Below are 26,592 nucleotides of genomic sequence, written 5' to 3' on the forward strand. Positions count from 1 at the left end.
GCCTTTGGGAGACCAATCGGCAGATTTCCAATATTTATGATTTTCTAAATTCTACTCCAATTAATCCAATAAGTAAAGTGTGAATTGGATAAAATTTTAAACACTCTTTCTCTGGCTTAAAATTCTTCATATACTGCAGGATCTTGATTGTTTATTCTCCCATCTGGACGGGTTAATTCAGAAATCATCGACATCTCGGTTTCATTCAAGGAGAAGTCAAATATCGATATATTTTCAAGTTGCCGCTCAGAAGATGCAGACTTAGGAATGGATATGGCCCCGAGCTGATAATGCCAGCGTAAAATTATTTGAGAAATAGATTTGTTATGACCGCCAGCAATCTTTTGAAGTGTTTCATTATGTAAGACTTCATTTGCCCGAGCTAGTGGACTCCAAGATTCTGTATAAATATTATTCTCTTCATGCCATTTAAGTTGAGCGGCTTGATTGAAAAATGTATGTAATTCGATTTGATTGACGCTTGGCTTTACGCCCGTTTCTTTTTCCAAACGCTCCAAATGTTCAGGCAAGAAATTACAAACACCAATCGAACGAATAAGTCCCGATTTTTTTGCATCAATCAATGCCTGCCATGCCTCCACGTATAGTTCCTGTTTCGGATTAGGCCAATGAATAAGATATAAATCATAATAGTCAAGATTAGCGCGATATAGTGATTCCTGAATGGTCGTAACCGCCTTGTCATAGGCTTGATAACGGCCAGGTAATTTGGATGTAATTCTTAAGTCTTCTCTCGGAATAGAACTGCGTCTAACGGCTTCACCGACAGTTCCTTCATTTTCATAATTATATGCAGAGTCAATTAATCGATAGCCTTGATTGATTGCAGATAGGATAGAATTGACTCCTTCATTCCCCTTAAGTTTATATGTACCTAATCCAATCACAGGCAAAGTAAGCCCATCATTTAATAGAATCTCTGGAATAGTTTTCACCAACGAGTCACTCCCTAGTTTTTAGTAAATTAAGATTACCATAATTATGGATTATTTTCACAGTTTTAAGTTTTCTGTAAATAGACCGTTTTTTGGCGATATCTGAAAAGATGGGTGTGACCCCGATGCTGCTCTAGTGGCAGAACCTTGAACTGTCAGGTATGTAAATATACTCCCCCTACCCACCAATCAATCCCAACCAGCTCAATTCGATTTTGGGCCCCATTTAATACATCTAACCCATAGGAGGTTAATTCCAACATTGGATTGGAAGCAGGGTGAGAATAATTTGGCAAAGGAATGTTACCTTTAAGCAACGGATACGGTCCTTTCATTAATTCTTTTAAAATAGCTGCCAAATGCAAGTTACTTAAACCATCATTAATTCTCTCTTCCATAATGTGAGAACACAAATCATAAAATAAACATCCATCTTCACGAAGGAAGGATAGTGCTAAATATTCAACCTCATTTAAGCCGGTTTGAATAGAGGGAAAATAACTTTTATGATCTTGAAGTACCCGAAGGAGAAACGGTAGGGTATGGTTTTTAGATAAAATCCATTTTTCAATATCCTCATTCTCAGTGGAGTTATAGGCAGTCCATCCAGTGGTCGCCTCATGGATTTGTTCAGTTGTTATCTTTTTTCTACTATCAAGCAGTCCCAATAATTGCCCTGATGATAATTGCCCTAATCCATAAAAAGGTGTTATACAGGATACTGATCAATACTTATCAATGAAATATTTTCGCAGCCTTTAGTAGATAATTCTGTTAGTAAGTACATGAGCATGGTTTGGTCAAATCGGTCATGCTCAAACCAGAGAATAACCTCCTCTGATTTCGCTATCCCATTCAATATACGATCTTGATTTTGACAATTTTGAATAAAAAATTCTGATGGAATTTCAAGTTTTTCTTCAAAAAAATGAGCACGTTTTTTTATTTGCTCTTCTTTTGACCAGGTTAAATTTAAGGGACCAAAGTCATACATTTCTCTCCAAACCAGGATGTCACCCTCTATTTGTTTAATTTTATTACCAACTACATCGCCATTTACAATATGAATCATAAGATTACCTCATCTTTTTCCTGACTATTTTCTTTCTACCTACAATACCTTACTTAAATAAATTGGATATTCTTCTTTTGTATAGCAAGAAATAGAAAACATGGGGTCACTCCCCCGGTGCGAACGCTTTTATCCGCAGGGGGTCGGACCCCATGTTTCTTTTCTTTCCGTATCAAAAAGCAACTTTTAATCGATTGGTTAATATGTCAGTAAAACGCCTTTTCATAAATGCATTTTGAAAGATTTCTTGACCTGTGATGCTTAATAAATCATTTTTGGTGATACCAAGATCATTTTCTAGAAAATCGATACCCAAGTCTTCTTCGTAAACTTGGATAATAAATTTTGCAGCCTCTTCAGGCGAGCTAAAAACATGAAAGGATAATGCGGTTCCATTTAATTTCAGCCAGGCCTCATTAAAACTTCTTGACCATTGTTTTATTTTCTCTAGGCATAAATGACTGTGATCATCCCAACTATTATTTAACGCAAAATATATTTCTTCCATTTTAGTTAATAATTTTATTTTATCAGGGTATTCATCCTTCAATTCGTCCAAAAGCTCTCCAAGGTCTTCTTCAAAATAATATTGATACTCCATTTCCGGATTTATTAACCCTATAAAGGCTGTAGGAAGATAGATAAATTTTAAAAATCCGAAGACACTTTGTGGATTGGGATAAACAGCCCAAGCGTTTTCCGATTGGTCACTATAAGAGTTAAGGATTACCGGATTAATAATCACCGAATTCTGTGTTATAGGTTGGTTCTCAAAAAGGCAACCCCATAACTCCTCATCTAGTCTTATCTTATTTCTCCAGTAATCTGCAATGGAATATTTACTTTGTTTCATAGGACCTCCTAATCAAGTATAAAGAATTCCAATTTTTCATTTATCCCATTCATATTCTAATCCTAAATCCTATATGTTTAATCAATCCACTTTAAAAAAGTAATGCCATGAAATTTTTCACTATCACATTCTAAAAATTGTATTGGTTAATATTACATATTTATACTATATTCTATATTCCAAGAGGATTATCCTGTTTTATTTAGCTGTTCTGCCAATTTACCTATCCATTTTTAATTCGGGCTTTAGAGGAAACTAAAAAAAGAAAACCACAGTGTTGTCGGGACACTGTGGTTTATCCTTTAAGAAAGCCATTGTTATTATAGTCCTAAAAAGTTGTAGATTGCAACCTTTTTGCTTTATTACTTTAGAGCTGTAAAACCATCAAAATTAATATGCTAAACTGAACAATGCTTTAATGTGTGACAAGTATCTTACATTACTTGCTTCTTTCATTAAAGAAGCTGGCAGCCCTTTAAGTGGAATAGCATTAGCGCCAATGGTGGCAACAGCATCTTTACGTCCTAAGCTTGCAAGTGTCCCTGAGTTAATCTGAGAAAACTCTTTAAAGGATTTATCTTCCAAGAATGCATACACATTGTATCCAGTTTGTTCACCCATTTGCCAAGCAATTTGTGCAGTTGGTGGGTATGGACGGCCTTCTGGGCCAAAGACAACAGCACTATCCCCTACAACAAATACTTCTTTATGGGAAGTTGATTGAAGATATTCGTTAACTGTTGCACGTCCGCGATTCACTTCAAGACCCGATTCACCAACTAGAGGATTACCTTGTACTCCGCCAGTCCAAACAAATGTATTGGCAACAATCTTTTGTCCATCTTTTAAATCAATTACATTGCCTTCTACATTCGTAACAGGCAGACCTGTTAAGAATTGAACACCACGAGATTCAAGACTTGCAGTTGCGCGTTCAATTAATGGATCCGGTAACACTGGTAAAATTTTCGGACCTGCTTCAACAAGAAGTAATTTCACTTCTTTCGGATTCACTCCATAGTTTCTAGCAAGCTTTGGCATCATATCGGCAATTTCACCAACAAGTTCAACACCGGTTAAGCCACCGCCGCCAATAAGAATGGTTGCATCAGCTTCATTTTTCGTTTTAGCATATTCACTAATACGTTCTTCGATATGTTGATAAATTTTATTGGCATCATCTGCAGATTTTAAAACCATACTGTTTTCTTCTAATCCTGGAATACCAAAGTAAGCAGTTTTACTTCCTAACGCCACAACTAACGCATCATATGTTAGATAGGCACCATCTGAAAGTTTAACTTCTTTTTTATCTACGGAAAAAGACTCAACCTTTGCGATTCGAAGATCAATATCTTTTCCTTTAAAAAGCTTTGCTAATGGCATGGCCACTGCCTGCTCAGCAACACTCCCAGCTGCTAAACGGTGTAGTTCTGTAATGATTTGGTGTGTAGGGAACTGATTTACTACCGTAACTTCTGCTTGGTCCTTATTTAAGTATTTACGAATATTGATTGCAGCCAATAGTCCGCCATAACCGGCCCCTAAAATGACGATTTTTTTTGACATAGTATTTCCCCCGTCCGTAGTGTAATTAAAATTATTTAGTTGAACGTTCTGCAGAAACTTCTAGGAAAGCATTAAAGAAACGGAAAAGCTTCTGTGCTTGTGGGTCTTTCAACATTTTTAAAATTCCAAATAGGCCGATCACTTCGTTGCTTTCTTCCGCACGGTCTTTCGCTTCAATAACAGTCGCAGCAAGATTTTTCACTGAATCTTTCACGGGTTCTGCAATTTCTTTAATGGCTCCAACTGTATCATTTTTTAATATCTCATCTGTTGCAACGGACTGAGCAAAATCATAGGACTTCGTTAATAAATTCACAAGTTCAGTCAATTTTGGAAGCTGTTCAACTAATGTAGTCAAAGATTCCTGAACCTCTGGGTTTAATAACTGATCAAGCACATCGAGTCGTTCTTGTTTCGTTTCTACAGGTTTTTCCATAACATCTATCATAGCGAATTCCCCTTTCGTTAGGCGGCTGTTTGGAATACTATGAAACAACTCTATATCCCTATGAACCTGCCTTTTCATCTGCTGGTATGATTCATTCATAATTAATACTATAAACATAATAATAAAAGTGATTTCACAAAACAAAATTTTATACCTATTAACGATAATTTTCAAGATATTCGTTTGAGATTTTAAATATTTTTGCAAAGTACTGCCAGCGTAACAATAAAAAAAAGCCTTCACATTGAAGGCTTTTTCCATTCATATTTAATATAGTAAGATTTTAATACGGAAACTGTATTTCCGGTAATTACCACTTCTTAATAAACCACTACAGCCTCGTTTTGAACAAGATTGGCATAAACCTTTTTCATCACATCTGGCTTTATATTAACACAACCACCTGATCCATTGGATAGATAGGCATTACTTGCCCAGTTACTCCGCCAGCCGGCGTCATGGAATCCAACACCATCCAATGTAAACGGAGCCCAATATGTCACTTTAACAGAATAATTCGGATTTCCAACTTCGCTCCCCCTAAGAATGGATGGAGATTTCTTATACTGCACATACCAGACCCCTTTTGGTGTATCTTGATTGACTCCATGCCAGCCTGTAACCACGGAGGTTGTCACTTTTAATTGACCATTTTTATAAATCCAAATACGTTGATCGTTAATGGACACTTCCGCATACGTATCACCTATGCCATTATTTGATGTAACATGATAGCCGACACCATATGTGCTCCAACCAACGCCGTAAATATTATAGGCTTTAATCGAGTTTTCCCCTTTTTCAAAGGCCTTCACAATTCGCTTGGTTTCTGCATCAACATCGATTGCCCAACCGTAGGACTTTCCTTTTACTGAAATAACCTTACCTGAATGTGTTTTAAATTTATAATTTTTATTTAAAGTAGATTGCGAACGATTCATCTCAGCAATCTTGTTCTTAATCATGCTCGGATCAATGATATACTTCATTTTTTTGGAAAGGGATGCATTCTTGATTACTTCCCTCGCTTTTAAAGAATAAATTTTATCCTGCAGCTTATAATCGACGGTTCGCTGCAAAAGTTCTTGCAGCAAATTCTCTTCTTTTTTTACCAACGCAGTATTCACATTGGTAGGCTCTATGTATACGGGGTTCAAATGAATCACACTATTATATTCCTTTTTCTGATAATCTTTTATGGTACCCCCAACATCAACTAAATGACCAATATTGCTGTTTGGGGTGATAATCTTCCCATTTTTCAAAAAAACCGCCGAATCACTTGTGCCTTTTAAGCTTTTATTTATAGCTTTGAGTTGATTTTCTACATTTTCCCTAATTGTTTGACTGTGATACTTATCCACATTACTTGGCAGCAGCGTATATTTTTTTTCCTTTGAGGAAGGTAAAAATGTCTTTTGCTTTTTTAATATTTCCTTGACATTATTTAGGTCTTTATTGCTAAATCCCGTTTTTGTATCTTTTCCATTGAAAATTCTATCCTTTCCAATAAAGACTTCGTTTTTTAATACAGTTGATTGTAATTTTTTTAAAGCATGATCTGCGGTCAATCCACCAACTTTTGTGCCATTGATTTTAATATTCTGATTGAACCGAGTTGCCTGATAATAATAAATACCCGCAAATCCTAAGGCTAATAAAACGATAATGGCTATTACTATAGATTTCCCGTTTATTAACATTCTTAATGGGTTATTCCGCCTTTTATGAATTTGTCTAATTGGCATGTATACCGTACTTCTCATTGTCCTTCCCCCTTAGTTGCAAAACATGGACACACTTTTCTTTTTTCAATACTGCTTAAGCGTTTGATTGGTTTGTCTATATCCTTGGTACTATTTTAGTTGATTGAACAATATGAATTTTGTCATAATTTGTATAAAAATATATTTAATTTTTTCACTCAAATTATTCCTAAATTTGGACAAAAAAAAGACGCTTTCGAAAGAAAACGTCTTAGATTTAGATCCATCGTAAAAGGGAAAATGGATCCCACTCTTTTACTTTTTATGAAATCTTTTATAAATTTAAGTATTATTTAGGTTTTTTCAAATTTATATGCTATACTTGCATTACCATTTGATTTACCGTTTTATCTGCACCGCTCATTCGTGAGTGGTGTTTTTTATTGCCTTGAATAAGAAAATCGCAAGCGCCTTGGTCATCGTTCCTGGCAGTGAAGTCGTTCTTTGACTTCATTGACAATACCGAAGCAACTTCGAAGGACTAGGCGATGGAGCTGGACAATTCTCAAAGTTAAAACGTTTATATTTTAATCCTTAAATAAAAAAACAGACTCTAATGTAAGAGTCTGTTTTTTTATTATTATGCTTTACGAACGTTTGCTGCTTGAGCTCCACGTTGACCTTGCTCAACATCAAAAGTTACGGATTGACCTTCTTCAAGAGATTTGAAACCTTCGCCTTGGATAGCTGAGAAATGAACGAATACATCTTCTCCGCCTTCACGTTCGATGAATCCGAAACCTTTTTCTGCGTTAAACCATTTTACTTTACCATTTTCCATTTGTGTTGCCTCCTAGTGTGTAATTACACACAATATATTACTATCCTTGCTCTCAGTGATCATCAAGACGAAAAGTTAGAAATCCACTTTCTTTACACCGGACAAAAATAATTCTTTTTTAATATACCACTTCTTCTAAAAAATTACAAGGGGACAATAAAATAAATTAAATTGCCTAAAACAACGAAAGCCCAACCTCTCTTTCATCCTTACGGCTCCAATGGCCGCGCCAGTTTGAATTAGGCATAATAAATATATTTGTCCAAAATTAAAACGTTTGGTAAAAATCAGAAATGAATAAAAGTAGAAACGTCTGATTAATGTGAGGAAATAAAGAAGTTAATGATGAAAAATGCTTGAATAGGATAAATTTCTTCAGTTTAATCACAATAAACGCTAGAGGAAAAACTAGCCGACTTTATTATTTAACAAATCTGTTGCCTGATTTTCAGTGAGTCCTTTAATTAATCCTAGTTCACTTATAAATATCTTCCGTGCGCTTTCTAGCATTTGTTTTTCACTTGAATTAAGTGCTTTATTTTTATTGATGCGCATTAGATCACGCACAACTTCAGCGCCATCTTTGATATTTCCTGTTTTCAATTTTTCTGAGTTAATTTTATACCTTTCTTTCATTGAAAGATTGGTATCGGTTTGTCCATGCTGAAAAATTCGCAATACGTTTTCAAGTGTAGGTATATCAGAAACTAATCGAATACGTGATTTTTTTTCTTTTCCAATAGGAATCATTACCTGCATTTTACTGATTGGCATTTTTATTACATAGTATTGATGTGTCTCACCTAAGACTTCCTTTTCTTCTATCGATTCAATAACACCGGCACCCTGCATTGGATAAACAATGTAATCACCAACTTGAAACAAATAAACCACCTCCAAAATTTAAACCTATTCAAGCATACCACAAATTTTATTTTTTATCAAATTTATTATTTTACCACCAATTAATATTTAGTGTCAATATTTTTGTGTTTATTTTTTAAAAAATATTTTTTAGAAAATTGGCCAATCTCCGCTGATAATTCCTGGTAGTCATTTTATTTCACCATTCCGTTACGAAGTGCCATAACGACAAGCTGAGTTCGATCTTCACATCCAAACTTTTGCAGGATCCGATTACATGCGACTTGACCGTTCCTTCCGCTATCATTAGTTTTTGAGCTATTTGATCATTCCGTAATCCATAGGCCATTTCTTGAAAAATTTCCTTCCCCGCTCCGTTAAAGGTTCAACAAAAATTGTTTTGTGTTTGACTCCAGAAACATGTAAGCTGTTGGTCACTACCCTTGAAAGCACATAAGCAGCCAAACTTGTTTTATATACGGCCTCCCCACGAAAGACAGCACGAATCGTCTCTAACATGTCTTCGACTTCCGCATCCTTAAGCAAATACCCAACAGCTCCTGCGCGAATCCCTTGATAAATATACTCTTGGTCATCAAAAGGTATTAAAATAACAACTTTTGTTGCTGGAAACTAATTCAATATTGCCGTTGTCGCTTCAATTCCCGACATGATAGGCATTTGAACATCCATTAGGATGACATCCGGCTTGCATTCATTGGCTATTTCAATAGCCTCTTTTCCATTAGAAGCTTCCCCTATTGATTCACCCGATACATTTTCTTCCGCTGCAGCCGTAACCGAATCGTAAAGTAAAGTACTATGGTTAAGAAAATGAAAGATACAATACTAAATACAGTTTCTTTTCCGAATCGAATATAAAGCATGGCAACTATTAACATTGTTACTACCACAGAAATCGATGACTTTGAAAAGGATATTTGCATCGTTACATTAAAAATAAAAATGGATAGCAGATAGATAAGGTTCATTTCATGAAACCAAAAGACACCAAACGCTGTCTCAGTTATGAGTATTAAGGCTGTACCGAACAATTTCTTTCTCGTCCACCATGATTTAGGAAGAAACAAAATGACGGAGTAAGTTAAACAAATCAAAAGGTTTAGAAACATTTTCGGAAAAGGACCGAAAAAAAATCGATAGGTAAACATAAGAAAAAAGATGACTGCCAGGCCAATCATCTTTCTTCTATTCTGTTGATATTCTTCATGCAACATGAGAAAGGTCTCCTTGAATATTAATTCGTATTCCTTTGGGAAATTTGTTTTTGCTTTTTCAACAAAATCATATAGTAAATAACATAATAAGAAAACATGATGAGCATAAGCCCAGCTGTCCATGAATTCCCGGTGGTATAACTAATGTTTTGCCATCCATTTGTTTGTCCTGGTTGTAATCCACTAAGTGTTCCGCCGGTAAACATACTATAAAACCGATAAATAAAACGAACAAGAAAAAGAAGCGTTACCATGCTGCCAATCCAAATATTCGGGCGGTAAAACAAACGTCCCTCTCTTTGTTCAAATGTGGTTAAACCTACACTATAAAAAGCCAAAATGCTCCCTAAAAGTATACCCACCACATCAGAGATTAAGCTGATCGGGTGGACAACACCTCCCGCTAAAAAGATTAACCCAATAATCAGAAACAAAATAATTCGAAACAGCAGGTTTCCTTGTTTTAATTGCTGCCAGCCAATATTTCGACGGACGCGTCTTACAATACTTAAAAAAATAAGAGCGATGATGATAATAATCGAGAAAGAATGCTGATTCATGCTTATCCCCCATTTAGTTAAATGATAAATAAAACCGTTGTTATTATCATATATTCTTTAATTCCATATATCGACTAACCTTGGGTAGAAAAATTTTTAAAAATCTATATCTCTAAATAGAGATCAAGGTATGGACATGCATAATGACGGACTAGCAGCCTTTTAGCAAGAAATCTGTACCAATTTCGTAACGAAGGTGACACCATTTTGCTACAGCTGCCACGGTTCATCTATTACTTCACAGTATAAAATAAAGATAACACCACAGATAACGCTTACAAATACTTGCTGTAATTTTATTCTTAAACAGGAAAGGATGTTAAAGTATGGACTATTTAGAAGTGATCTCGATCATTGAGAAAAATAAACTGAATTTAGTGAAGATGTTAGAGGGTAAGAACTTATCGAAAGAGCAAATGGATTCAATCCAGCACTCGATTGACAACTATAACTATATTATTGAATTAACAGAAATGAATCACTTTGAAAGAGGAAATATACATTAAAAAGGAGCGAGGGTTTCGCTCCTTTTGTTTTGCGGTGAATTCAGATTAAAGCACTTCCTGTTTTAATGATGCTTTAACCAGCGTAATCTGTCCATTTTTAGGAATTAATTCACTGATATTTTCAAATTTTCCGTCTATTTTTGAATTGTCCTGGTTCTCCATTTTATATTCCTTAAAGGACCAGCAAAAGAGCTTTCGTTCGACTTTTCCTTTTTCACCAATTAGGTTAAACCAACTTTGCCCTACATAAAAAGAGTTCATGAGCATTTTATCAATGATAAAAGAAACTTGTTCATTCTCTTCCTCAGGTTCAAATTTTATTTTAGTGGAAAGGGCCAAAATAAAATAGTTTTTAAATTTGTCTAATTCAAGTAATTGAAGATGGTACCTCTTGGACTGCATTTGATTGAAGTCCTTCAAGACTGCTTTGATGCTTTTTTCAACATCGATTTCATATTTGCTCGCATCTCTCAAGGCTGATAAACGGGAATCATAAATCGACAATGTCACTATATAATGCGCGGCATAACTTTTTGGTTCAAATCCTTCTTTACCAGCTTGCTTTACCTCTTCTGGTACTACTATAAAATTTTTATAATCAGTAAAAAAATTATCGTTCATATCCTATACCTTCCTTCATACCTTGATGAAATGGATGCTATTATCTTTTTCTATATCGCATTTCTCTTGTTATCTTTCAAAATATTTTAGATGGCAGATGAATCGTAGTTGTATTTAAATATATATATTTCTTTATTAAATCTAAGAATCCTTCTTTTTCTTCCAAAAATCCACAAATTTCATGTTTTTAATTACAAAGTCCTATTATGTTTTCTAAAAAATATCGTTAATAGAACAAAAAAAGACTGCTAATGCAGCCTTGTTTAATTTTTATTTACTTTAAGAAATTCATAGTAATCCTGTGAATGATAGCTCCTAAATCCACATGATTCATAGAGTCCAAGTGCACGGGCATTTTTGGCTTCCACTTCAAGAAAAATAGAAAGTCCTTTTTGATGCTCCATTTTTACCACTTTAGATAAAGCTTTTCTCCCAATTCCCTTCCCGCGAAGTTCGGGATAAATTGCGAAACCGTAGATCCATGCATCGCCATCTTTTTCATCCACACGCATTTTCCCTGCCGTTCTACCATTTGCTTCAATAATGAGCCATTGTTCGTTACTGTCTTTCCTAATCTCCTGTTGCATCTTACGAGCCTCATTTTCATATAGACCAAAGCCTAAGACATCCAGTTGGACTTCAGCTTCCCAATCATCATTTGAAATCGATGGCCTTACGATAATAGCAGGATCCTCTGTCAATTCTGTTTTATGCCATTTCATTTGATATTCTGCGACGGTAAACGTACAAGGAATATTTTTTAAAAACGCCTTTGCCGTTTGGGAGCTGGTAGGAGCATTTAACAAAATGTTTCTGACGTTTCGTTTCTTTACTTCCTCAAGTCCCATTTCAAGCAATTTAGAGAATATACCTCTTCTCCGGTAATTCGGATGGACCATTCCGCAGAGTTCCACTTTGTTCCCAAAATAATAGCTTCCGAGAAAACCAACGAGTCGGCCATTTTCATAATAGAAGAAATCATCCTTACTATTTTCAGCCCGGTTTTCAAGCATATCAAAATTCAACTTCAGGTGAAAGCCGCCCTCTAATTCACAAACCTCCTGAAGAGCTTTAATATCAAGTAAATCTAACTCTGTTAACATTACAGACCACTCCTTTCACAACGCTTTATTTCTATTCTGGACAAACTCTAGACATTCCTGCTTTTGGGAAAATGTTCTTTCACTTTGTTTAAGTCTAATAACGACACCTTATGAGTTTTAGCCTTCACTCCTTCTATGAAGACCATTTCCTCCTGTGACTTAATGAGTTTTGGACTTCATTCCTTCTATGAAGACCATTTCCTTCAGCCAACCTCATGAGTTTTGGACTTTATTCCTTCTATGAAGACCATTTCCTCCAGTCTCCTCATGAGTGTTGGACTTCACTCCTTCTATGAAGACCATTTCCTCCTGTACCCTCATGAGTTTTGGACTTCATTCCTTCTATGAAGACCATTTCCTCCTGTATCCTTCTGAGTTTTGGACTTCATTCCTTCTATGAAGACCATTTCCTCCTGTCTCCTCATGAGTTTTAGCCTTCATTCCTTTTATGAAGACCATTTCCTCCAGTACCCTCATGAGTTTTGGACTTCATTCCTTCTATGAAGACCATTTCCTCCTGTACCCTCATGAGTTTTGGACTTCATTCCTTCTATGAAGACCATTTCCTCCTGCACCCCTCATGAGTTTTAGCCTTCATTCCTTCTATGAAGACCATTTCCTCCTGTACCCTCATGAGTTTTGGACTTCATTCCTTCTATGAAGACCATTTCCTTCATCCACCTCATGAGTTTTGGACTTCATTCCTTCTATGAAGACCATTTCCTTCAGCCACCTCATGAGTTTTGGACTTCATTCCTTCTATGAAGACCATTTCCTTCAGCCAACCTCATGAGTTTTGGACTTCATTCCTTCTATGAAGACCATTTCCTCCTGTCTCCTCATGAGTTTTAGCCTTCATTCCTTTTATGAAGACCATTTCCTCCTGTACCCTCATGAGTTTCGGACTTCATTCCTTCTATGAAGACCATTTCCTCCTGTACCCTCATGAGTTTTGGACTTTATTCCTTCTATGAAGACCATTTCCTCCAGTCCCCTCATGAGTTTTAGCTTTCATTCCTTCTATGAAGACCATTTCCTTCAGCCAACCTCATGAGTTTTGGACTTCATTCCTTCTATGAAGACCATTTCCTTCAGCTACCTCATGTGTTTTGGACTTCATTCCTTCTATGAAGACCATTTCCTCCAGTACCCTCATGAGTTTCGGACTTCATTCCTTCTATGAAGACCATTTCCTCCTGTACCCTCATGAGTTTTGGACTTTATTCCTTCTATGAAGACCATTTCCTCCTGTCTCCTCATGAGTTTCGGACTTCATTCCTTCTATGAAGACCATTTCCTCCTGTGACTTAATGAGTTTTGGACTTCATTCCTTCTATGAAGACCATTTCCTCCTGTACCCTCATGAGTTTTGGACTTCATTCCTTCTATGAAGACCATTTCCTCCTGTACCCTCATGAGTTTTGGACTTCATTCCTTCTATGAAGACCATTTCCTTCAGCCACCTCATGTGTTTTGGACTTCATTCCTTCTATGAAGACCATTTTCTTCAGCCACCTCATGAGTTTTGGCCTTCATTCCTTCTATGAAGACCATTTCCTTCAGCCACCTCATGCGTTTTGGACTTCATTCCTTCTATGAAGACCATTTCCTCCCGTACCCTTCTGAGTTTTGGACTTCATTCCGTACAAAACATCTAGGTCCAGACTAATTCCCCTCAATCAGCATACTAAATCATACAAAAATAAACACAAAAAAGGCAACGCCCCAAAAAAACTGGTTCGTTGCCTTGCGAAAGCTTCAGCTAACACCTATTTATTTTAATACACGTCACGCTGATAACGGCCATTTGATTGCATTTCTTTTAGATACGCTTCAGCTGCATCACGAGCCATTTCGCCTTCTTTTTCAATCACAGTAATTAGGGCTTCATGGACATCCTTTGCCATATGTTCTTTATCACCACAAACGTAGAACGTTGCACCTTTTTCTAACCATGCAAACAATTCTTTGCCATGTTCAAGCATTTTGTGCTGAACATAAACCTTTTGAGCTGTATCACGAGAGAATGCAACATCAAGTTTTGTTAGGATTCCATCCTGTAGATATTTTTCTAACTCATCCTGATAAAGGAAATCCGACGCAGCATGCTGGTCTCCAAAGAATAACCATGTCTTGCCTGATGCTTTATTTACTGCACGCTCCTCGATAAACGAACGGAATGGTGCAATGCCTGTCCCAGGGCCAACCATGATAATATCACTTTCCCCGGTCTCCGGTAGATGGAAGTGTTTATTTGGTTGAACAAATACTGGAAGCGTATCGCCCTCTTGAACGCGTTCCGCACATTGTATCGAGCAAACCCCTTTACGATCACGTCCGTTAGATGAGTATCGTACAGCACCAATGGTTAAATGTACTTCATTTGGATGAGCGGCAATGCTGCTAGCAATCGAATAAAGCCGTGGCGGCATTTTTCTTAATAGGGAAACGATTTCTTGGGCAGTAGCTTTCCATGGACCAAAGTCACGTAACATATCAAGCAAATCACGGCCATAGCAATATTCTTTTAGTTGCGCAGCGTTTTCAACCACCACAAGCTTTTGAAGCTCTTCATTTTCAGTGAATGCGGCTGCCTGCTGTAAAATCTTTTTATTCAGCAGGGTAATTTCAAAGAAGCTTGTGAGCGCTTCCTTTAATGGCAGTGTTTCACCTTGCTTATTAATAGTGACAACTGCTTCTTCATCCCAATGCATTTCCACAAGAAGGGCAGCCACAAGTTCTGGATCGTTTTCAGGAACAACACCAAGAGCATCTCCTGGTACATAAGAAAGGCCAGAGCCTTCTAACGACAACTCTATATGTCTTGTTTCTTTACTAGAGCCTTCTCCATTTAAATTTACATTTTTAAGAATCCTTGCTGGAAATGGATTCGTTCTTGAAAATGTAGGTGTAGGTTTGTCTTTTTTTGCATTATCTGCAGTAACTTGCATTTCTCTTACCTCCCAAAGTTGTATATATGCTAGGATAACACAGAGAAAAGAAATCAGGTATGTTTTTTAACACATAATTTTCAAAAATTTAATCCCGCCCATCCTTCTTATTTAAAAAATTCCAACTAATTAAAAATAAACTATAAAATCAAACGACAAAAAATGTTCTATTCTATGTTTTTCGATAGTATTTCTGCTCATATTTCCTCAACAATTGTGAGCAAACCTCGTATTTCATAAGAAAGTGACGATGAAAACTCATCATACCCAGAAAGGAAAGAACAAAACAATATTGAATTATACTTCATCAGGGTTAAAAACCTTAAAACCATTTCGGAAAGGTTGTGAGTGGATGAGACTTCAGAATGTACAACCTAGGAAAAACTTCAGCTATATCTTCGTTCAATTTCCAGGTATGAAAATGAATGTCCCTATGCTCTCGAACGGTGAGAGAAAGGCGGTGAAAGAAGATATTGCCCTATGTGTCCAACTAAACCGCAACGAAAAAGTCAATCAATTGTATCTTGTGCGCACTGAGAGTATCAAACCCTTTGATTTCACAGATGAGGAAATGGGCACAAAAGCCTATTATCGAGTCATCAGGAAAAAAGAAGCCTCACAAGACTCACACACAAACGAAACCGAGGATTTTGTTACGTTCATTACGGATGAAGTGTCTGTTGTCCAGATGAAAACGGAAACAGGATATCACTTCGTCTTGGTATTGAATGAACGCGAAATCGGAATCGTCGCTTCGATTGAAGAGGAAGTTTTACAAACTGTAAACGCTTCATTGACAACACAAGAAGAAGAGAAAGAGCCTGTCGCAGTTAAATTTGTTTCTTCAAAAAATAAAGCTGTCTTCTCAAGTAGGGAAAGAAAGAGGATCTTCTTGGGAGGCCATGTCTTTCAGGATAACGTAGTTTTTGAGCCAATCCGAATTCTTTTGGAGGGCGCTAAGAAAAAAGTTGCACTATTTTCCCCTGCCGCATTAGATTTTATCGGTCCGGGTGATCAGAAACAAACCATTTTTATCATGAAGGGATGGTGAAGGATTATTTTTAAAAGGAATATACAACTTCATACAATATCTAATCGAAGAAAAAGGATTAAAAAGGTAATCCTTTCGATTAGATAAATTCCATGATAAAAGGACGTGATAAAGAAAAGAAACTTTTTCCTAATAATAAATTTAAGGTGCTTAACCAATCGGGTTAAGCACCTTTTTTATGATTATCCGTTTATAAAACAATCATCATTAAAGTTTATCATTTCAGTAAGGAATTTAGCCTTAAATTTTTCGAATGCTTCTGAATGCTTCTTTTGCCTCTTTTTTTGTGTCAAATTCAAACATGTTAAAATTGTTTTTGGAATTTTGTTCATTTCTTTAAAAATTCTTTGTACATTTTAAAACCGTAAAGGTGAGGAACATTTTAAATGTCCCCATATTATGGCTTATAAATTAAAACATAATCACCAGGTCCAGTTAGTGCCACGCCAAGAACAACAGCAATTAAAATAAAATTATATTCATATCCTCCATCAGTTAGCCAAAAACCATTTTTACCATGGACAGTGATGATTGCATCAATCATCACAATAATAATTAGGACTGCACCTAACCAGGTGAGGATGCCGGCGGAAAAAAGGAGACCTCCTATAAGTTCAAATATTCCGGCAAGGATTGCCCAGGTTCTTCCGCCTGTCTTAATTCCAATCGTACCTAAAAATTCACCGAACTTTACTACCCCTGGTCCCCCAAACCATCCAAACAATTTTTGGGCTCCATGCCCTACAAACGTAAGACCAATAGCCAAACGTATAATCAAAAGGCCGATATTAACCATTCCCATACCTCTCCTTTCTTTAAGTGTAGATCATTAATATTGACTCACTTCTAAAAGATTGTTCCTTTACCTTAGCAACGCAGATAAATGCTCCAGAATAGCAGATAAATTTATTTGAAATAATTTTTCTAAAATAAAAACAACTAGAGAAGGCCCTTTGAAGAGCCTTTTCTAGTTATTCCTTCCACTTACTGTTCTTTTACCTTCGCACGTTTAATAAAGAACGCTAAAATTAAAGCGACAAATGCAATACCCGTTGCGACAATAAACGAATCATTAATCCCGTCAATGGTCGCTTGCTGCATCGATTGCCCATAAACCAAATAGGTTGTTAGTTGTTTTCCTGCTGCAGCAGGAATGTGGGCATAACCTGATAAGACCTGCGTAAGCTGCGAAAATTTATCAGCAATAAAAGGATTCGAACTTGTAACAGTATTGGTAAAATCACCATAATGCCCCCCTTGCCTTGTCGACATGACCGTTACAAGAAGCGCCGTCCCAATACTACCCGCAACCTGTCTGGCCGTATTAGAGGCCGCAGTCCCGTGCGCACCAAGATGACGTGGCAATTGGTTAAGTCCCTCTGTCATAACTGTCATCATAATAAAGGACATCCCAAACATCCGCATGACATATAGAAATAAGATATGACCATAGCTGGTTGTCATACTAAGACTTGTAAACTGCCATGTGGTTATGACCGTAATCGCTAAGCCAATAACCGCCAGCCATCTTGCACCAATTTTATCAAAAAGTGCGCCTGAGATAGGTGACATAATCCCCATCACGATGGCACCAGGAAGCATCAATAATCCTGATTCCAATGCCGTATAGCCGCGAATATTTTGCAAATAAATCGGAAGCAGGATCATGGCACCAAACATCGCCATATTCACGATCATACTAATAATCGTCGTTAAAGCGAAAATGTCATATTTAAAAACTCGTAAATCAAGCATCGGCTTATCTGCTGTTAATTCACGCCAGACGAAAGCAACTAATGAAATAATACCGACCGCTAAGGAAACGATAACCGTACCGCTGTCCCAGCCATCATTTCCAGCTTCGCTAAAGCCATACAATAGGAAGCCGAAACCTAAGGTTGAAAATAAAAATCCTGGAAAATCAAATTTCGGATTGGTTATTTTCGTTACGTCCTTCATCCACAAAAAGCTTAGAATTAAATCAAGGACACCGATTGGAATGACAATGTCAAACAGTAGTCTCCATGAATAATGTCCAATCAGCCAACCGGACAAGGTCGGTCCAATTGCAGGGGCAAAGATCATAACAATGCCCATAATCCCCATTGCCTTGCCTCGTTTTTCTGGAGGGAATAACGCGAAAAATACCGTCATCAAAAGCGGCATAATAATACCCGCACCACTTGCCTGAATAATCCTTCCAATCATCAGCATACTAAAATTGGCTGACAGGGAACAAACCAACGATCCTAGTGTGAAGAGAAGAATGGCAGAGATAAATAGTTTCCTAGTCCCAAACTTTTCAATCAGGAAGGCTGTAACAGGAATCGCAATTCCGTTAACCAGCATATAACCTGTTGAGAGCCATTGAACCGTATTCGCCGAAACACCTAAATCATTCATAATATGGGGGATGGCTACATTCAATAAGGTTTGATTCAGAATGGCAACAAAGGCACCAAGCATTAACGCGACAAGCACTTTCCCTGTTCCTGAATTCCCTTTATCGTCAACAGCCTTTTCTTTTTCCCGCTTCTTTCTAACTTCTTCTTTCTGTACATCCGCAACATATTCTAATGCCGGTTCAGCAATCGCCGAATCTTCAAGCATTTCTTCGACTTGATGGGATAAATCCTGCTGGGTATTAACCGCAACCTCTTCAGTTTCCAAACTTATTTCCTTTAATTCATCATCATTGATTTTCGTTTGAACAGGATTTTCCTTACCCTCTTGATCCATCACTTTCGTTGGAAGCATGTTCCGCTTTCTTTGTTTGATCATCGTAAAATTTATAATAAGTAAAACCAATATGGCTAAAATAACATAACCCGTGATATATATGGACATTTTATCACCTACTTATGAATTCGCACGGTTACGTTCATACCAGGGACAATGGCAACACCTTTATTATCATCAATGGATACTTTTACAGGAACAACCTGTGTAACTTTTGTGTAATTACCTGTGGTATTTGTACTAGGCAATAGAGAGAATGTCCCTGAAGTTGCTAAGCCGATTTGTTTTACTGTTCCCTTTAATTCGCTATTTGGGAATGCATCCACATAAATATCGACATCCTGTCCTACTGCGATTTCATCAATACTTGTTTCCTCAATATTCGCTGTTACCCATAATTTATCCAGATTATAGACTTGGGCAAGCGGTGTCCCTGCGGCAACAAACGAATCTTTAACGGCATTACTTTGCACAATCGTTCCATCCGTTGGAAGCGTCACATTCATTTTGACAGGTTTACCATCCGCGCCCGTAGTAGTAATAGTTCCAACCTTATCATCTTTTGAAAAATGGTCGCCAACATTGGCATTCCAATTTGTTAATTTTCCATTTGCCGTTGCTGCAATCGTCACCTGTTGTCCAGCAATTTGGGCATTGTCAGTCGTTAAATAATTGACTGATTTATTGTAATAGGCATAAATCCCAAAACCTCCTCCTACTAGAACAAGTAACATAATAATGTTGATTAAAAGTAAACGTTTTGCACTCATTAACCCTATTCCTCCTCTATTGTAAGCTTCTGTAAGACAATCGTTTGCAACCGTAACAGCTCCGAGACATCCTCCTCCGGTAAATCAAGGACATCGTTCATTTTATTGATAAAAAGGGAGTCCGAAGAATGAAACTGATCTAAGATCATTTTCCCTTTTTCTGTTAAATGAATGGAGACCACCCTTCTATTTTCAGGGGGAATTACCCTTTCGACTAAGCCCATTTGAACTAATCGTTCAATCACATTACTTGCAGTACTGTTCGTCATTCTTAATTTTTCGGCAAGTTCTCCTAAACTTATATTGGGATTCGTCGCAAGCTTGTAGATTGCCTTTAATTGGACTGTTGTGATTCCTAATTTATCTGCATCAAATTTAATCAGTCTTTTGATGGCTTTATTGATCGCTAAATATGATTCATAGATCTCATTATTTAGTACGGCCATCGCTGCTCTCCTTTCTATTATTCTTCTAAACTTTCCCACTGGAATATTTCGTATGCGAAATAATCTTTACAGAAATACATTATAATCAGTGGACATTTAAGTGTCAATATAAAAAATGACACATTGTCATATGTGCATTGACATTAATTTATAGGCCTATTATCATATAGTTAGGATAAATTGTGACACATTGTCATATGATATAAGGAGTGAAATCGTTGCCAAAACCAACGTTTTTAAATTTATCAAAAGAAAAACAAGAAGGATTATTGAAAGCTGCGAAGAAGGAATTTTCGCGGGTTCCATTAAATGAAGCATCCATTTCAAATATCATTAAGGATGCTGGCATACCCAGGGGGAGTTTTTATCAATATTTTGAGGATAAGGAAGATGTGTTCTATTTTTTATTAGATGAGCATTCTACTCGGAATAATGAGCGCTTCATTTCCATCTTAAAAATGAATGAAGGAGATTTATTTCAGTCCTTTATCGATTGGTTTAAATCCATTCTCATCACCTTTGAAGAACAGGAAAATCGCCAATATTTTAAAAATACCTTTTTAAACATGAATTATCGAATCGAAAAAGCGATAACACAGAATATTTATGAGGAAAAAGCAAAAAGCAGATTCATGGGAATCATTCACTCGATCAACTCGGAAAATTTAAATGTACAAAATGAGGAAGAATTGCACCATATCTTTAAAATCATGACGGCCGTAATGCTTCGAAATCTCATTTCTGTCTTTGCGAGGGAAATTCATATGAATGATGCAATGAAGGCCTTTTCTTTGGAACTGGATTTACTTAAAAGAGGGTTCTATAAGAAATAAAAAATAAGTGCCAGGCCTCTCCCATACTGGATTGGTGCCTGGCACTTATTATATTTCTATACTATACAATAAAACGCTCATCATTATAGTAAATCATTTCTGTAAGAAATTTCGGACCTTGAATTTTTTTAAATGCCTCTTTTGCTTCTTTTTCTGTGTCAAATTCAAACATGTTAACATTGTTTTTTGAATAGACTGTGATAATCCACATAAAAATATATTCCTCTTTTCATAGATTAATAGAAATGATTTAACTAAACAGATTTACTATACTGCTGTTTCTTTCTTGATTTCCAAGGCATTTGTTTCCTTATTTGCCCTAATTTCTTCATTCACTTTGTACGCTTCTTGCAGATATTCTGTCTCATACCCACTTTTAAAGCCCCAAACATAAAATACTAGAGATAAACCGGCAATTAAGAGCATATCCCAGCCGTATGGGATAATGTCCTTTCCGCCAAACTTGTTACTTCCTAAATAGGATACACACATCATACATAATAGGTATACAACCATCCATAGACCAGCGAGAAAATTCCGGCGGAACCCTTTCCATTTCACTTTTATTTGATAGTAAAAATAAATCGGAAGACCAATCATAATAAATAATAATACCTGTCCGGTTAACGGCCAACATGCCCAATAGAGGGTTAAAGAAGCAAAAACAAACCCGCATGGAGCAATAATGCTCAGTCCTTTTAGCTTGATAGGCCGATACAAACGTGCCCCTGTCCTTCTTAATGTCATGACGGTAACAGGTCCTGTAATATAAGAAATTAACGTCGCAACAGAAATGACTTCCGCCAGTTTCCCAGCCTCTTAAACAAGAACAAAAATAGAAACGATACAGCCAGGTTTAAGAACATTGCCGGACGTGGTACGCCATACAAGGGATGAATATTTCCAAACACTGCTGGAAAATACTTATTCTTTTGCATCCCATAGATCATCCGCGCCGTTGTGGCGGTATACGTAATAGCTGTTCCTGAAGGAGAAATAAAAGCATCAGAATAGAGTATGATGACGAGCCAGTTCAGGTTTAGTGCAATAGCCAAATCAGCAAAAGGAGAATTAAAATTTAACAGATTCCAGCCATGGACAACTAAGGAAGGATCGACAGACCCAATAAAAGCAACTTGCAAGAGAACATAGATCATCGTTGCAATCAGGACCGAACCCACTACCGCAATCGGGATGGAACGCCCGGGATTCTTAGCCTCACCTGCCATATTGATTGGACTTTGAAAACCATTGAATGCAAAAATTATACCTGATGTCGCGACAGCTGTAAAGACACTTGATAAACTATGACTTTCGCCTCCTGAGTTCAACGTAAAATTCCCGCCATGAAAACCTACAAATAAGAGGGAGCCAATCGTCAGTCCAGGGATGATGATTTTAAAAACCGTGATTAGAGAGTTCGCTTTTGCAAATAAGCTAACCGTCCAATAATTAATGAGAAAATAGATAAATAAAAATACAGAAGCAAGCAATAAGCCTTTTAAGGTTAGACTGCCATTTACGACCAGTTGATGAGTCCACTGAGCCCATTTCCAAGGCAACGAACTCATATATTGAACAGAAGCAATGGCCTCAACGGGAATTACCGAAACTATGGCAATCCAATTAGACCAACCGGCGAGAAACCCAATGAACGACCCATGAGAATATTGAGTATATTTCACCATTCCCCCTGCTTCAGGGAACATCGAGCCTAATTCACAATAAGAAAGAGCAATAAATAAAATAACCGTCATTCCGATGAGCCAGGAAAAAATCGCTGCAGGACCGGCGATTTGCGCCGCTCTCCAAGCCCCAAATAACCAGCCAGATCCGATCATCGAACCTATACCCACCATTGTTAAGGCAAACGTTCCCATCCTTCTTTGTAATTGATTGTTCATCCATTCAACCTCTTTCTTATTTAGATAACTTTAAAAAATACAGAGATCCCATTCCTGAGCCAAATGCTTTAATAATTTAACACCTGTCAGGCTATTCCCAAATTCATCAATTGCCGGTCCATAAATCCCGATTCCACAACCGTCTTGAAAGGGATGTTCTCTATTTTTATTTGGCGGAACTAACGCCAGAATTCCTCCGGATACCCCGCTTTTTGCCGGGAGCCCGACAAATGCCGCAAATTTACCGGAAGCATTGTACATTCCACAAGTAATCATCAAAGCTTTGGTCAGTCTGGCCACTTCTTTAGGCAAAACCTGTACGTGTTGAATGGGATGGTATCCATCATGCGCCAAGATCATTCCAATCATGGCGATATCTTCTGTAGTCACTTCCAGCGAACAAAGCTTTAAGTAAACTTCAAGTGTTTCCTCCACCTCGGCTTCTAAAAAGCCAGTCTCTTTTAAATAGTAAGCCAAAGCCCGGTTTCGATGTGCTGTTTGCCATTCGGATTGAAACACTTCCTCATTCAGGTTTGGACGTTTTCCTATCATACTCTCAATTAATTGATTAACATTTTCTAGTTTACTTTGCGACGAATCCCCAGGAAGCATGGAAGCAACAGTAATGGCACCTGCATTGATCATCGGGTTAAATGGCTTTCCCGGTTTATGCATTTCCAAACGAATGATAGAATTAAAGGGATCACCTGTTGGTTCGACATCAACCCGGTCCAACACATAAGAAATACCACGGGTTACACATGCTGTAATAAAGCTGATTACTTTTGAGATACTTTGTAATGTAAATGGGACTTGCCAATCCCCTGACCGGATGGTTGAACCTGTTGGTAATGCAATACAAATTCCCAGCTGAAATAAGTTGGCCTTCCCCAAAGCAGGAATATAGCTAGCACATTTTCCTTCCGTGGCAAAAGAGCGAAAATGAGTCACCAATTTATCCAACCCATCTATTCTTTGATTATGAACCTCTTGTTTTATCGCTTGGCTCAATTTCTTCTCTCCTTTAATGTTTTTACATTAATGAAAGCGGAATCCCCTCACTTTCATAAAATGTTCGGTTTAGAAACCGCTTTCGAAATGTTACTTAAAAAATATAATTGATTCTATAATCCGCACTACAAAAGAAAACGGAAATCTACAGAAAGTTTTTTATCTTAAAAATAAAATTTCTCAAAAATGGCTCTGGCATTGTGTTCAGATATTTCTACCTGTATACTTTTGTTCAGACAAACAGGAAGTGATCATTTTGAATTTCAGCCCACTACTCAAAAAAGACATCAACATCCTTATTTTGATGTTGATAACGGTCCCCTTAGCAGGTGTTATCAATTTTTATCCAATCAATGCCGCCTTCAGAATCAGTTTTGGGGTGCCGACCTTTTTATTCTTTTTGTTATTATTTCGTAAGATTCCGCCTGTCTTGCCCGGTTTTTTGACCGCTATAAATATTGTAGGGTTTCGTATCCTGCTAGAATTTATCCAGAATGAGCATTTTCATTGGGTAAGCTCTTTGAAAGACAATTTTTCAAGCTTTTTCTTTTATTTGGCTTATGCTTGTTTCTTTTATTTGGCAAGAGTCAACCGATTTCATAACCGGCTTTTGGTCATCGGATGGATAGGCATTTCAATCGAGATCCTGTCTGATATCGTTGAACTGACCGTTCAATACTTTGTTTTAGGAACTACAATTAAAATTTCATCACTAAGCGAAATCCTGATGATGGCAATTTCGCACAGTTTTATTGTTCTTAGCTTTTTCACCATCATGCAGCTGTATCAGGCACAAGAAAGAGAAAGACAAATTCGAAAACAAAATGAGCATATGCTCCTGTTGATTTCCAACCTATATGAAGAATCAATTCATTTAAAAAAAACGTTGGTAAATGCCGAAAACATTACAAAAAAATCCTATGATTTATACAAAGGCTTATATGAGTTGAAAAACGTTCCGAGTATTGCCAATTCAATCGAGGATTTCTCTAGGGAGGCGTTGAGTATCGCTGGAGAAGTTCATGAGATTAAAAAAGATAATCAGCGTATTTTTGCAGGACTTTCGAAGCTCATCTCCGTTGAACGTTTTGCGGATTATATGGAACTAAACGAGCTGATTTCCATCATAAAACGGACAAATGAAAAATATGCCTCTTTACTAGGTAAAGAGATTCACATTGAGTATTCCATTAGTGGAGTTCATCCTCCCTACCACGCGTTCACCCTTTTATCAATCATCAATAATATCGTCACAAACGCGGTAGAAGCAATTGACAATGTTGGAATTATTTCAATCAACATTGAAAAGAATCAAGAAATGATTGAATTTGAAATTGGCGATAACGGACCCGGTATCCTAGCCAAGCGAAAAAATGCAATATTCAAGCCAGGATTTACCTCGAAATATGATCAGTCCGGAAATCCATCTACTGGTATGGGATTATCGTTTGTCAAAGAAATGATGGAACAACTTGAAGGTAAAATAACGGTTGAGGATCAAGCAGAAGGAACAGGAACGATTTTCATAATTCGATTACCCGTGAGTCAGTTAATCAAGAAAGGATGATTCGATGCGATTTTACATTATCGACGATGATGAAGCAGTTCGGTCGATGTTAGCCCAAATCATCGAAGACGAAGGTTTAGGGGAAGTTGTTGGAGAAGCAGAAGATGGTTCATTAATTGATGGCGAAAATCTGAACATGCTTAACATCGAAATTTTATTAATTGATTTGTTGATGCCAAATCGGGACGGATTGGAAACCATCCGGCAAATAAAATCGTATTTCGAAGGAAAAATCATCATGATTTCTCAAGTCGAATCAAAAGATTTGATTGCCGAAGCATACTCGCTTGGCAGTGAATACTATATCAATAAACCGGTAAACAGAATTGAAGTATTAACGATTCTTCAAAAAGTCATCGAAAAAATCCAATTGGAAAAATCGATACAGGATATTCACAAGTCTCTTCATGCCGTGCTTAAATTCGATCCATCACCAAGAAAAGCAAATCCTATGAATAAAAAAAGCATCAGAAATTCCGGTCAATTTCTATTAACGGAATTAGGGATCGCAGGTGAAAATGGCAGTAAAGATTTACTGGACATCCTCGAATATTTAGAGCAAACTGAACAAACAGACATTTTAAACAATCGCTTTCCTACCCTAAAAGGAATATTTATCGATTTAGCTAAAAAAAGACTGGGAACCGCTGCTCCAGTCGTCGAAATAAACAAAGAAATTAAAGCAACCGAACAGCGGGTGCGCCGGGCCATTTATCAGTCGTTGAATCATCTGGCATCCCTTGGTCTAGCCGATTTTTCGAATTGGAAGTTTGAGAATTATGCTTCAAAGTTTTTTGACTTTGCAACCGTCAGGACTAAAATGGCAGAATTAAAGAATGGCTCTGCACCATCAACATCGCTAACCCGAATCAATGCGAAAAAATTTATTCAAGTCCTCTATTTTGAAGCTCACCGGGTTCATTCAGAACAATAGCTTACATGTTTAACAAAAAAACTTCACGGAATTCTTGTTTCGTGAAGTT

28 protein-coding genes and 1 pseudogene are annotated in these 26,592 nt (G+C 37.1%); 5 read left to right on the forward strand and 24 right to left on the reverse strand.

The window, feature by feature from the left end:
• Positions 1 to 116: 116 nt before the first annotated feature.
• The 14 genes from RCG21_RS20475 to RCG21_RS20530 form a co-directional block, all read right to left on the reverse strand.
• On the reverse strand, positions 117 to 959 hold the full coding sequence (locus RCG21_RS20475) for an aldo/keto reductase (protein WP_308913717.1): 843 nt from the start codon (positions 957 to 959) through the stop codon (positions 117 to 119).
• A 152-nt stretch (positions 960 to 1,111) separates the two neighbouring features.
• Positions 1,112 to 1,624 carry a hypothetical protein gene (locus RCG21_RS20480; protein ID WP_308913718.1) on the reverse strand — a complete coding sequence of 171 codons (513 nt, stop codon included), beginning with the start codon at positions 1,622 to 1,624 and terminating at the stop codon, positions 1,112 to 1,114.
• A 41-nt stretch (positions 1,625 to 1,665) separates the two neighbouring features.
• Positions 1,666 to 2,028 (reverse strand): DUF1835 domain-containing protein, encoded by a 363-nt coding sequence (locus RCG21_RS20485; RefSeq protein WP_308913719.1) that lies wholly within the window; start codon positions 2,026 to 2,028, stop codon positions 1,666 to 1,668.
• A gap of 172 nt (positions 2,029 to 2,200) precedes the next feature.
• Complete coding sequence (locus tag RCG21_RS20490; protein WP_133334896.1) at positions 2,201 to 2,881, reverse strand: hypothetical protein; 681 nt, start codon at positions 2,879 to 2,881, stop codon at positions 2,201 to 2,203.
• A 390-nt stretch (positions 2,882 to 3,271) separates the two neighbouring features.
• Entirely contained in the window at positions 3,272 to 4,450 is a 1,179-nt protein-coding gene (locus RCG21_RS20495) for an NAD(P)/FAD-dependent oxidoreductase (RefSeq protein ID WP_133334894.1), read from the reverse strand.
• A 31-nt stretch (positions 4,451 to 4,481) separates the two neighbouring features.
• The gene (locus tag RCG21_RS20500) at positions 4,482 to 4,898 is read right to left on the reverse strand and encodes a helical membrane plugin domain-containing protein (RefSeq protein ID WP_133334892.1); all 417 of its coding nucleotides are present in this window, start codon (positions 4,896 to 4,898) and stop codon (positions 4,482 to 4,484) included.
• Positions 4,899 to 5,218: 320 nt separating this feature from the next.
• A complete protein-coding gene (locus tag RCG21_RS20505; protein WP_133334890.1) occupies positions 5,219 to 6,664 on the reverse strand; it encodes a L,D-transpeptidase family protein in 1,446 nt (481 codons plus the stop codon).
• Between the two features lie 580 nt (positions 6,665 to 7,244).
• Positions 7,245 to 7,445: a cold-shock protein gene (locus RCG21_RS20510; RefSeq protein WP_026576199.1), complete on the reverse strand. Its 201-nt coding sequence runs from the start codon at positions 7,443 to 7,445 to the stop codon at positions 7,245 to 7,247.
• A gap of 408 nt (positions 7,446 to 7,853) precedes the next feature.
• On the reverse strand, positions 7,854 to 8,345 hold the full coding sequence (locus RCG21_RS20515; RefSeq protein ID WP_133334888.1) for a CarD family transcriptional regulator: 492 nt from the start codon (positions 8,343 to 8,345) through the stop codon (positions 7,854 to 7,856).
• A 163-nt stretch (positions 8,346 to 8,508) separates the two neighbouring features.
• The gene (locus tag RCG21_RS33585; protein ID WP_235824807.1) at positions 8,509 to 8,658 is read right to left on the reverse strand and encodes a LuxR C-terminal-related transcriptional regulator; all 150 of its coding nucleotides are present in this window, start codon (positions 8,656 to 8,658) and stop codon (positions 8,509 to 8,511) included.
• A complete protein-coding gene (locus tag RCG21_RS20520) occupies positions 8,628 to 8,855 on the reverse strand; it encodes a hypothetical protein (protein WP_235824828.1) in 228 nt (75 codons plus the stop codon). Before RCG21_RS20520 ends, RCG21_RS33585 begins: the two co-directional genes overlap by 31 nt.
• Positions 8,856 to 8,942: 87 nt before the next feature.
• The gene (locus RCG21_RS33590; protein ID WP_133335564.1) at positions 8,943 to 9,152 is read right to left on the reverse strand and encodes a response regulator; all 210 of its coding nucleotides are present in this window, start codon (positions 9,150 to 9,152) and stop codon (positions 8,943 to 8,945) included.
• The gene (locus tag RCG21_RS20525) at positions 9,068 to 9,547 is read right to left on the reverse strand and encodes a hypothetical protein (protein WP_308913720.1); all 480 of its coding nucleotides are present in this window, start codon (positions 9,545 to 9,547) and stop codon (positions 9,068 to 9,070) included. The genes RCG21_RS33590 and RCG21_RS20525 overlap by 85 nt, the downstream gene beginning before the upstream one ends.
• A gap of 20 nt (positions 9,548 to 9,567) precedes the next feature.
• Positions 9,568 to 10,107 (reverse strand): CcdC protein domain-containing protein, encoded by a 540-nt coding sequence (locus tag RCG21_RS20530; protein ID WP_133334884.1) that lies wholly within the window; start codon positions 10,105 to 10,107, stop codon positions 9,568 to 9,570.
• 326 nt (positions 10,108 to 10,433) lie between these two features.
• Between RCG21_RS20530 and RCG21_RS20535 the strand changes: the two genes are divergently transcribed.
• Entirely contained in the window at positions 10,434 to 10,613 is a 180-nt protein-coding gene (locus RCG21_RS20535) for a DUF3896 family protein (protein WP_133334882.1), read from the forward strand.
• Positions 10,614 to 10,658: 45 nt separating this feature from the next.
• Here the strand turns inward: RCG21_RS20535 and RCG21_RS20540 are convergent, their stop codons facing one another.
• The 3 genes from RCG21_RS20540 to RCG21_RS20550 all read right to left on the reverse strand — a co-directional run bounded on the left by RCG21_RS20540 (position 10,659) and on the right by RCG21_RS20550 (position 15,288).
• Positions 10,659 to 11,234, reverse strand: a complete 576-nt coding sequence (locus RCG21_RS20540) for a hypothetical protein (RefSeq protein ID WP_308913721.1) — start codon at positions 11,232 to 11,234, stop codon at positions 10,659 to 10,661.
• Positions 11,235 to 11,497: 263 nt separating this feature from the next.
• On the reverse strand, positions 11,498 to 12,337 hold the full coding sequence (locus RCG21_RS20545; RefSeq protein ID WP_133334878.1) for a GNAT family N-acetyltransferase: 840 nt from the start codon (positions 12,335 to 12,337) through the stop codon (positions 11,498 to 11,500).
• Positions 12,338 to 14,115: 1,778 nt separating this feature from the next.
• A complete protein-coding gene (locus tag RCG21_RS20550; RefSeq protein WP_133334876.1) occupies positions 14,116 to 15,288 on the reverse strand; it encodes a sulfite reductase subunit alpha in 1,173 nt (390 codons plus the stop codon).
• Between the two features lie 352 nt (positions 15,289 to 15,640).
• On the opposite strand from RCG21_RS20550, the gene RCG21_RS20555 reads away from it, so the two are divergent.
• The gene (locus RCG21_RS20555; protein WP_133334874.1) at positions 15,641 to 16,339 is read left to right on the forward strand and encodes a hypothetical protein; all 699 of its coding nucleotides are present in this window, start codon (positions 15,641 to 15,643) and stop codon (positions 16,337 to 16,339) included.
• A 397-nt stretch (positions 16,340 to 16,736) separates the two neighbouring features.
• Here RCG21_RS20555 and RCG21_RS20560 read toward each other — a convergent pair whose 3' ends face one another.
• The 4 genes from RCG21_RS20560 to RCG21_RS20575 all read right to left on the reverse strand — a co-directional run bounded on the left by RCG21_RS20560 (position 16,737) and on the right by RCG21_RS20575 (position 20,294).
• The gene (locus RCG21_RS20560; RefSeq protein WP_133334872.1) at positions 16,737 to 17,135 is read right to left on the reverse strand and encodes a DoxX family protein; all 399 of its coding nucleotides are present in this window, start codon (positions 17,133 to 17,135) and stop codon (positions 16,737 to 16,739) included.
• A 188-nt stretch (positions 17,136 to 17,323) separates the two neighbouring features.
• Entirely contained in the window at positions 17,324 to 19,186 is a 1,863-nt protein-coding gene (locus tag RCG21_RS20565; RefSeq protein WP_133334870.1) for a DHA2 family efflux MFS transporter permease subunit, read from the reverse strand.
• 8 nt (positions 19,187 to 19,194) lie between these two features.
• On the reverse strand, positions 19,195 to 19,848 hold the full coding sequence (locus RCG21_RS20570; RefSeq protein ID WP_133334868.1) for an HlyD family secretion protein: 654 nt from the start codon (positions 19,846 to 19,848) through the stop codon (positions 19,195 to 19,197).
• Between the two features lie 5 nt (positions 19,849 to 19,853).
• A complete protein-coding gene (locus tag RCG21_RS20575; protein WP_133334866.1) occupies positions 19,854 to 20,294 on the reverse strand; it encodes a MarR family winged helix-turn-helix transcriptional regulator in 441 nt (146 codons plus the stop codon).
• Between the two features lie 209 nt (positions 20,295 to 20,503).
• On the opposite strand from RCG21_RS20575, the gene RCG21_RS20580 reads away from it, so the two are divergent.
• On the forward strand, positions 20,504 to 21,127 hold the full coding sequence (locus tag RCG21_RS20580) for a TetR/AcrR family transcriptional regulator (protein ID WP_308913722.1): 624 nt from the start codon (positions 20,504 to 20,506) through the stop codon (positions 21,125 to 21,127).
• Positions 21,128 to 21,188: 61 nt separating this feature from the next.
• On the opposite strand, the gene RCG21_RS20585 is transcribed toward RCG21_RS20580, so the two are convergent.
• The 3 genes and pseudogenes from RCG21_RS20585 to RCG21_RS20595 all read right to left on the reverse strand — a co-directional run bounded on the left by RCG21_RS20585 (position 21,189) and on the right by RCG21_RS20595 (position 24,042).
• Entirely contained in the window at positions 21,189 to 21,338 is a 150-nt protein-coding gene (locus tag RCG21_RS20585) for a hypothetical protein (protein ID WP_165976266.1), read from the reverse strand.
• A gap of 56 nt (positions 21,339 to 21,394) precedes the next feature.
• Positions 21,395 to 23,031: pseudogene (gene aimA, locus RCG21_RS20590) on the reverse strand (glutamate/serine transporter AimA).
• Between the two features lie 30 nt (positions 23,032 to 23,061).
• Positions 23,062 to 24,042, reverse strand: a complete 981-nt coding sequence (locus RCG21_RS20595; RefSeq protein WP_133334860.1) for a glutaminase — start codon at positions 24,040 to 24,042, stop codon at positions 23,062 to 23,064.
• A 247-nt stretch (positions 24,043 to 24,289) separates the two neighbouring features.
• On the opposite strand from RCG21_RS20595, the gene RCG21_RS20600 reads away from it, so the two are divergent.
• Positions 24,290 to 25,609 (forward strand): ATP-binding protein, encoded by a 1,320-nt coding sequence (locus RCG21_RS20600; protein ID WP_133334858.1) that lies wholly within the window; start codon positions 24,290 to 24,292, stop codon positions 25,607 to 25,609.
• 4 nt (positions 25,610 to 25,613) lie between these two features.
• The gene (locus RCG21_RS20605) at positions 25,614 to 26,543 is read left to right on the forward strand and encodes a response regulator (RefSeq protein WP_133334856.1); all 930 of its coding nucleotides are present in this window, start codon (positions 25,614 to 25,616) and stop codon (positions 26,541 to 26,543) included.
• Positions 26,544 to 26,592: the final 49 nt, after the last annotated feature.

It is taken from the genome of Bacillus salipaludis (assembly GCF_030938565.1).
GTDB lineage: Bacteria > Bacillota > Bacilli > Bacillales > Cytobacillaceae > Neobacillus > Neobacillus salipaludis_A.

Bases quoted from the DNA above. Each gene is read 5' to 3' on its own strand.
- RCG21_RS20485 (WP_308913719.1), bottom strand. From the start codon at position 2,028: ATGATTCATATTGTAAATGGCGATGTAGTTGGTAATAAAATTAAACAA.
- RCG21_RS20490 (WP_133334896.1), bottom strand. From the start codon at position 2,881: ATGAAACAAAGTAAATATTCCATTGCAGATTACTGGAGAAATAAGATA.
- RCG21_RS20495 (WP_133334894.1), bottom strand. From the start codon at position 4,450: ATGTCAAAAAAAATCGTCATTTTAGGGGCCGGTTATGGCGGACTATTG.
- RCG21_RS20500 (WP_133334892.1), bottom strand. From the start codon at position 4,898: ATGATAGATGTTATGGAAAAACCTGTAGAAACGAAACAAGAACGACTC.
- RCG21_RS20505 (WP_133334890.1), bottom strand. From the start codon at position 6,664: ATGAGAAGTACGGTATACATGCCAATTAGACAAATTCATAAAAGGCGG.
- RCG21_RS20510 (WP_026576199.1), bottom strand. From the start codon at position 7,445: ATGGAAAATGGTAAAGTAAAATGGTTTAACGCAGAAAAAGGTTTCGGA.
- RCG21_RS33585 (WP_235824807.1), bottom strand. From the start codon at position 8,658: ATGGCCTATGGATTACGGAATGATCAAATAGCTCAAAAACTAATGATA.
- RCG21_RS20525 (WP_308913720.1), bottom strand. From the start codon at position 9,547: ATGTTGCATGAAGAATATCAACAGAATAGAAGAAAGATGATTGGCCTG.
- RCG21_RS20530 (WP_133334884.1), bottom strand. From the start codon at position 10,107: ATGAATCAGCATTCTTTCTCGATTATTATCATCATCGCTCTTATTTTT.
- RCG21_RS20535 (WP_133334882.1), top strand. From the start codon at position 10,434: ATGGACTATTTAGAAGTGATCTCGATCATTGAGAAAAATAAACTGAAT.
- RCG21_RS20540 (WP_308913721.1), bottom strand. From the start codon at position 11,234: ATGAACGATAATTTTTTTACTGATTATAAAAATTTTATAGTAGTACCA.
- RCG21_RS20545 (WP_133334878.1), bottom strand. From the start codon at position 12,337: ATGTTAACAGAGTTAGATTTACTTGATATTAAAGCTCTTCAGGAGGTT.
- RCG21_RS20550 (WP_133334876.1), bottom strand. From the start codon at position 15,288: ATGCAAGTTACTGCAGATAATGCAAAAAAAGACAAACCTACACCTACA.
- RCG21_RS20555 (WP_133334874.1), top strand. From the start codon at position 15,641: ATGAGACTTCAGAATGTACAACCTAGGAAAAACTTCAGCTATATCTTC.
- RCG21_RS20560 (WP_133334872.1), bottom strand. From the start codon at position 17,135: ATGGTTAATATCGGCCTTTTGATTATACGTTTGGCTATTGGTCTTACG.
- RCG21_RS20565 (WP_133334870.1), bottom strand. From the start codon at position 19,186: ATGTCCATATATATCACGGGTTATGTTATTTTAGCCATATTGGTTTTA.
- RCG21_RS20570 (WP_133334868.1), bottom strand. From the start codon at position 19,848: ATGAGTGCAAAACGTTTACTTTTAATCAACATTATTATGTTACTTGTT.
- RCG21_RS20575 (WP_133334866.1), bottom strand. From the start codon at position 20,294: ATGGCCGTACTAAATAATGAGATCTATGAATCATATTTAGCGATCAAT.
- RCG21_RS20585 (WP_165976266.1), bottom strand. From the start codon at position 21,338: ATGTGGATTATCACAGTCTATTCAAAAAACAATGTTAACATGTTTGAA.
- RCG21_RS20605 (WP_133334856.1), top strand. From the start codon at position 25,614: ATGCGATTTTACATTATCGACGATGATGAAGCAGTTCGGTCGATGTTA.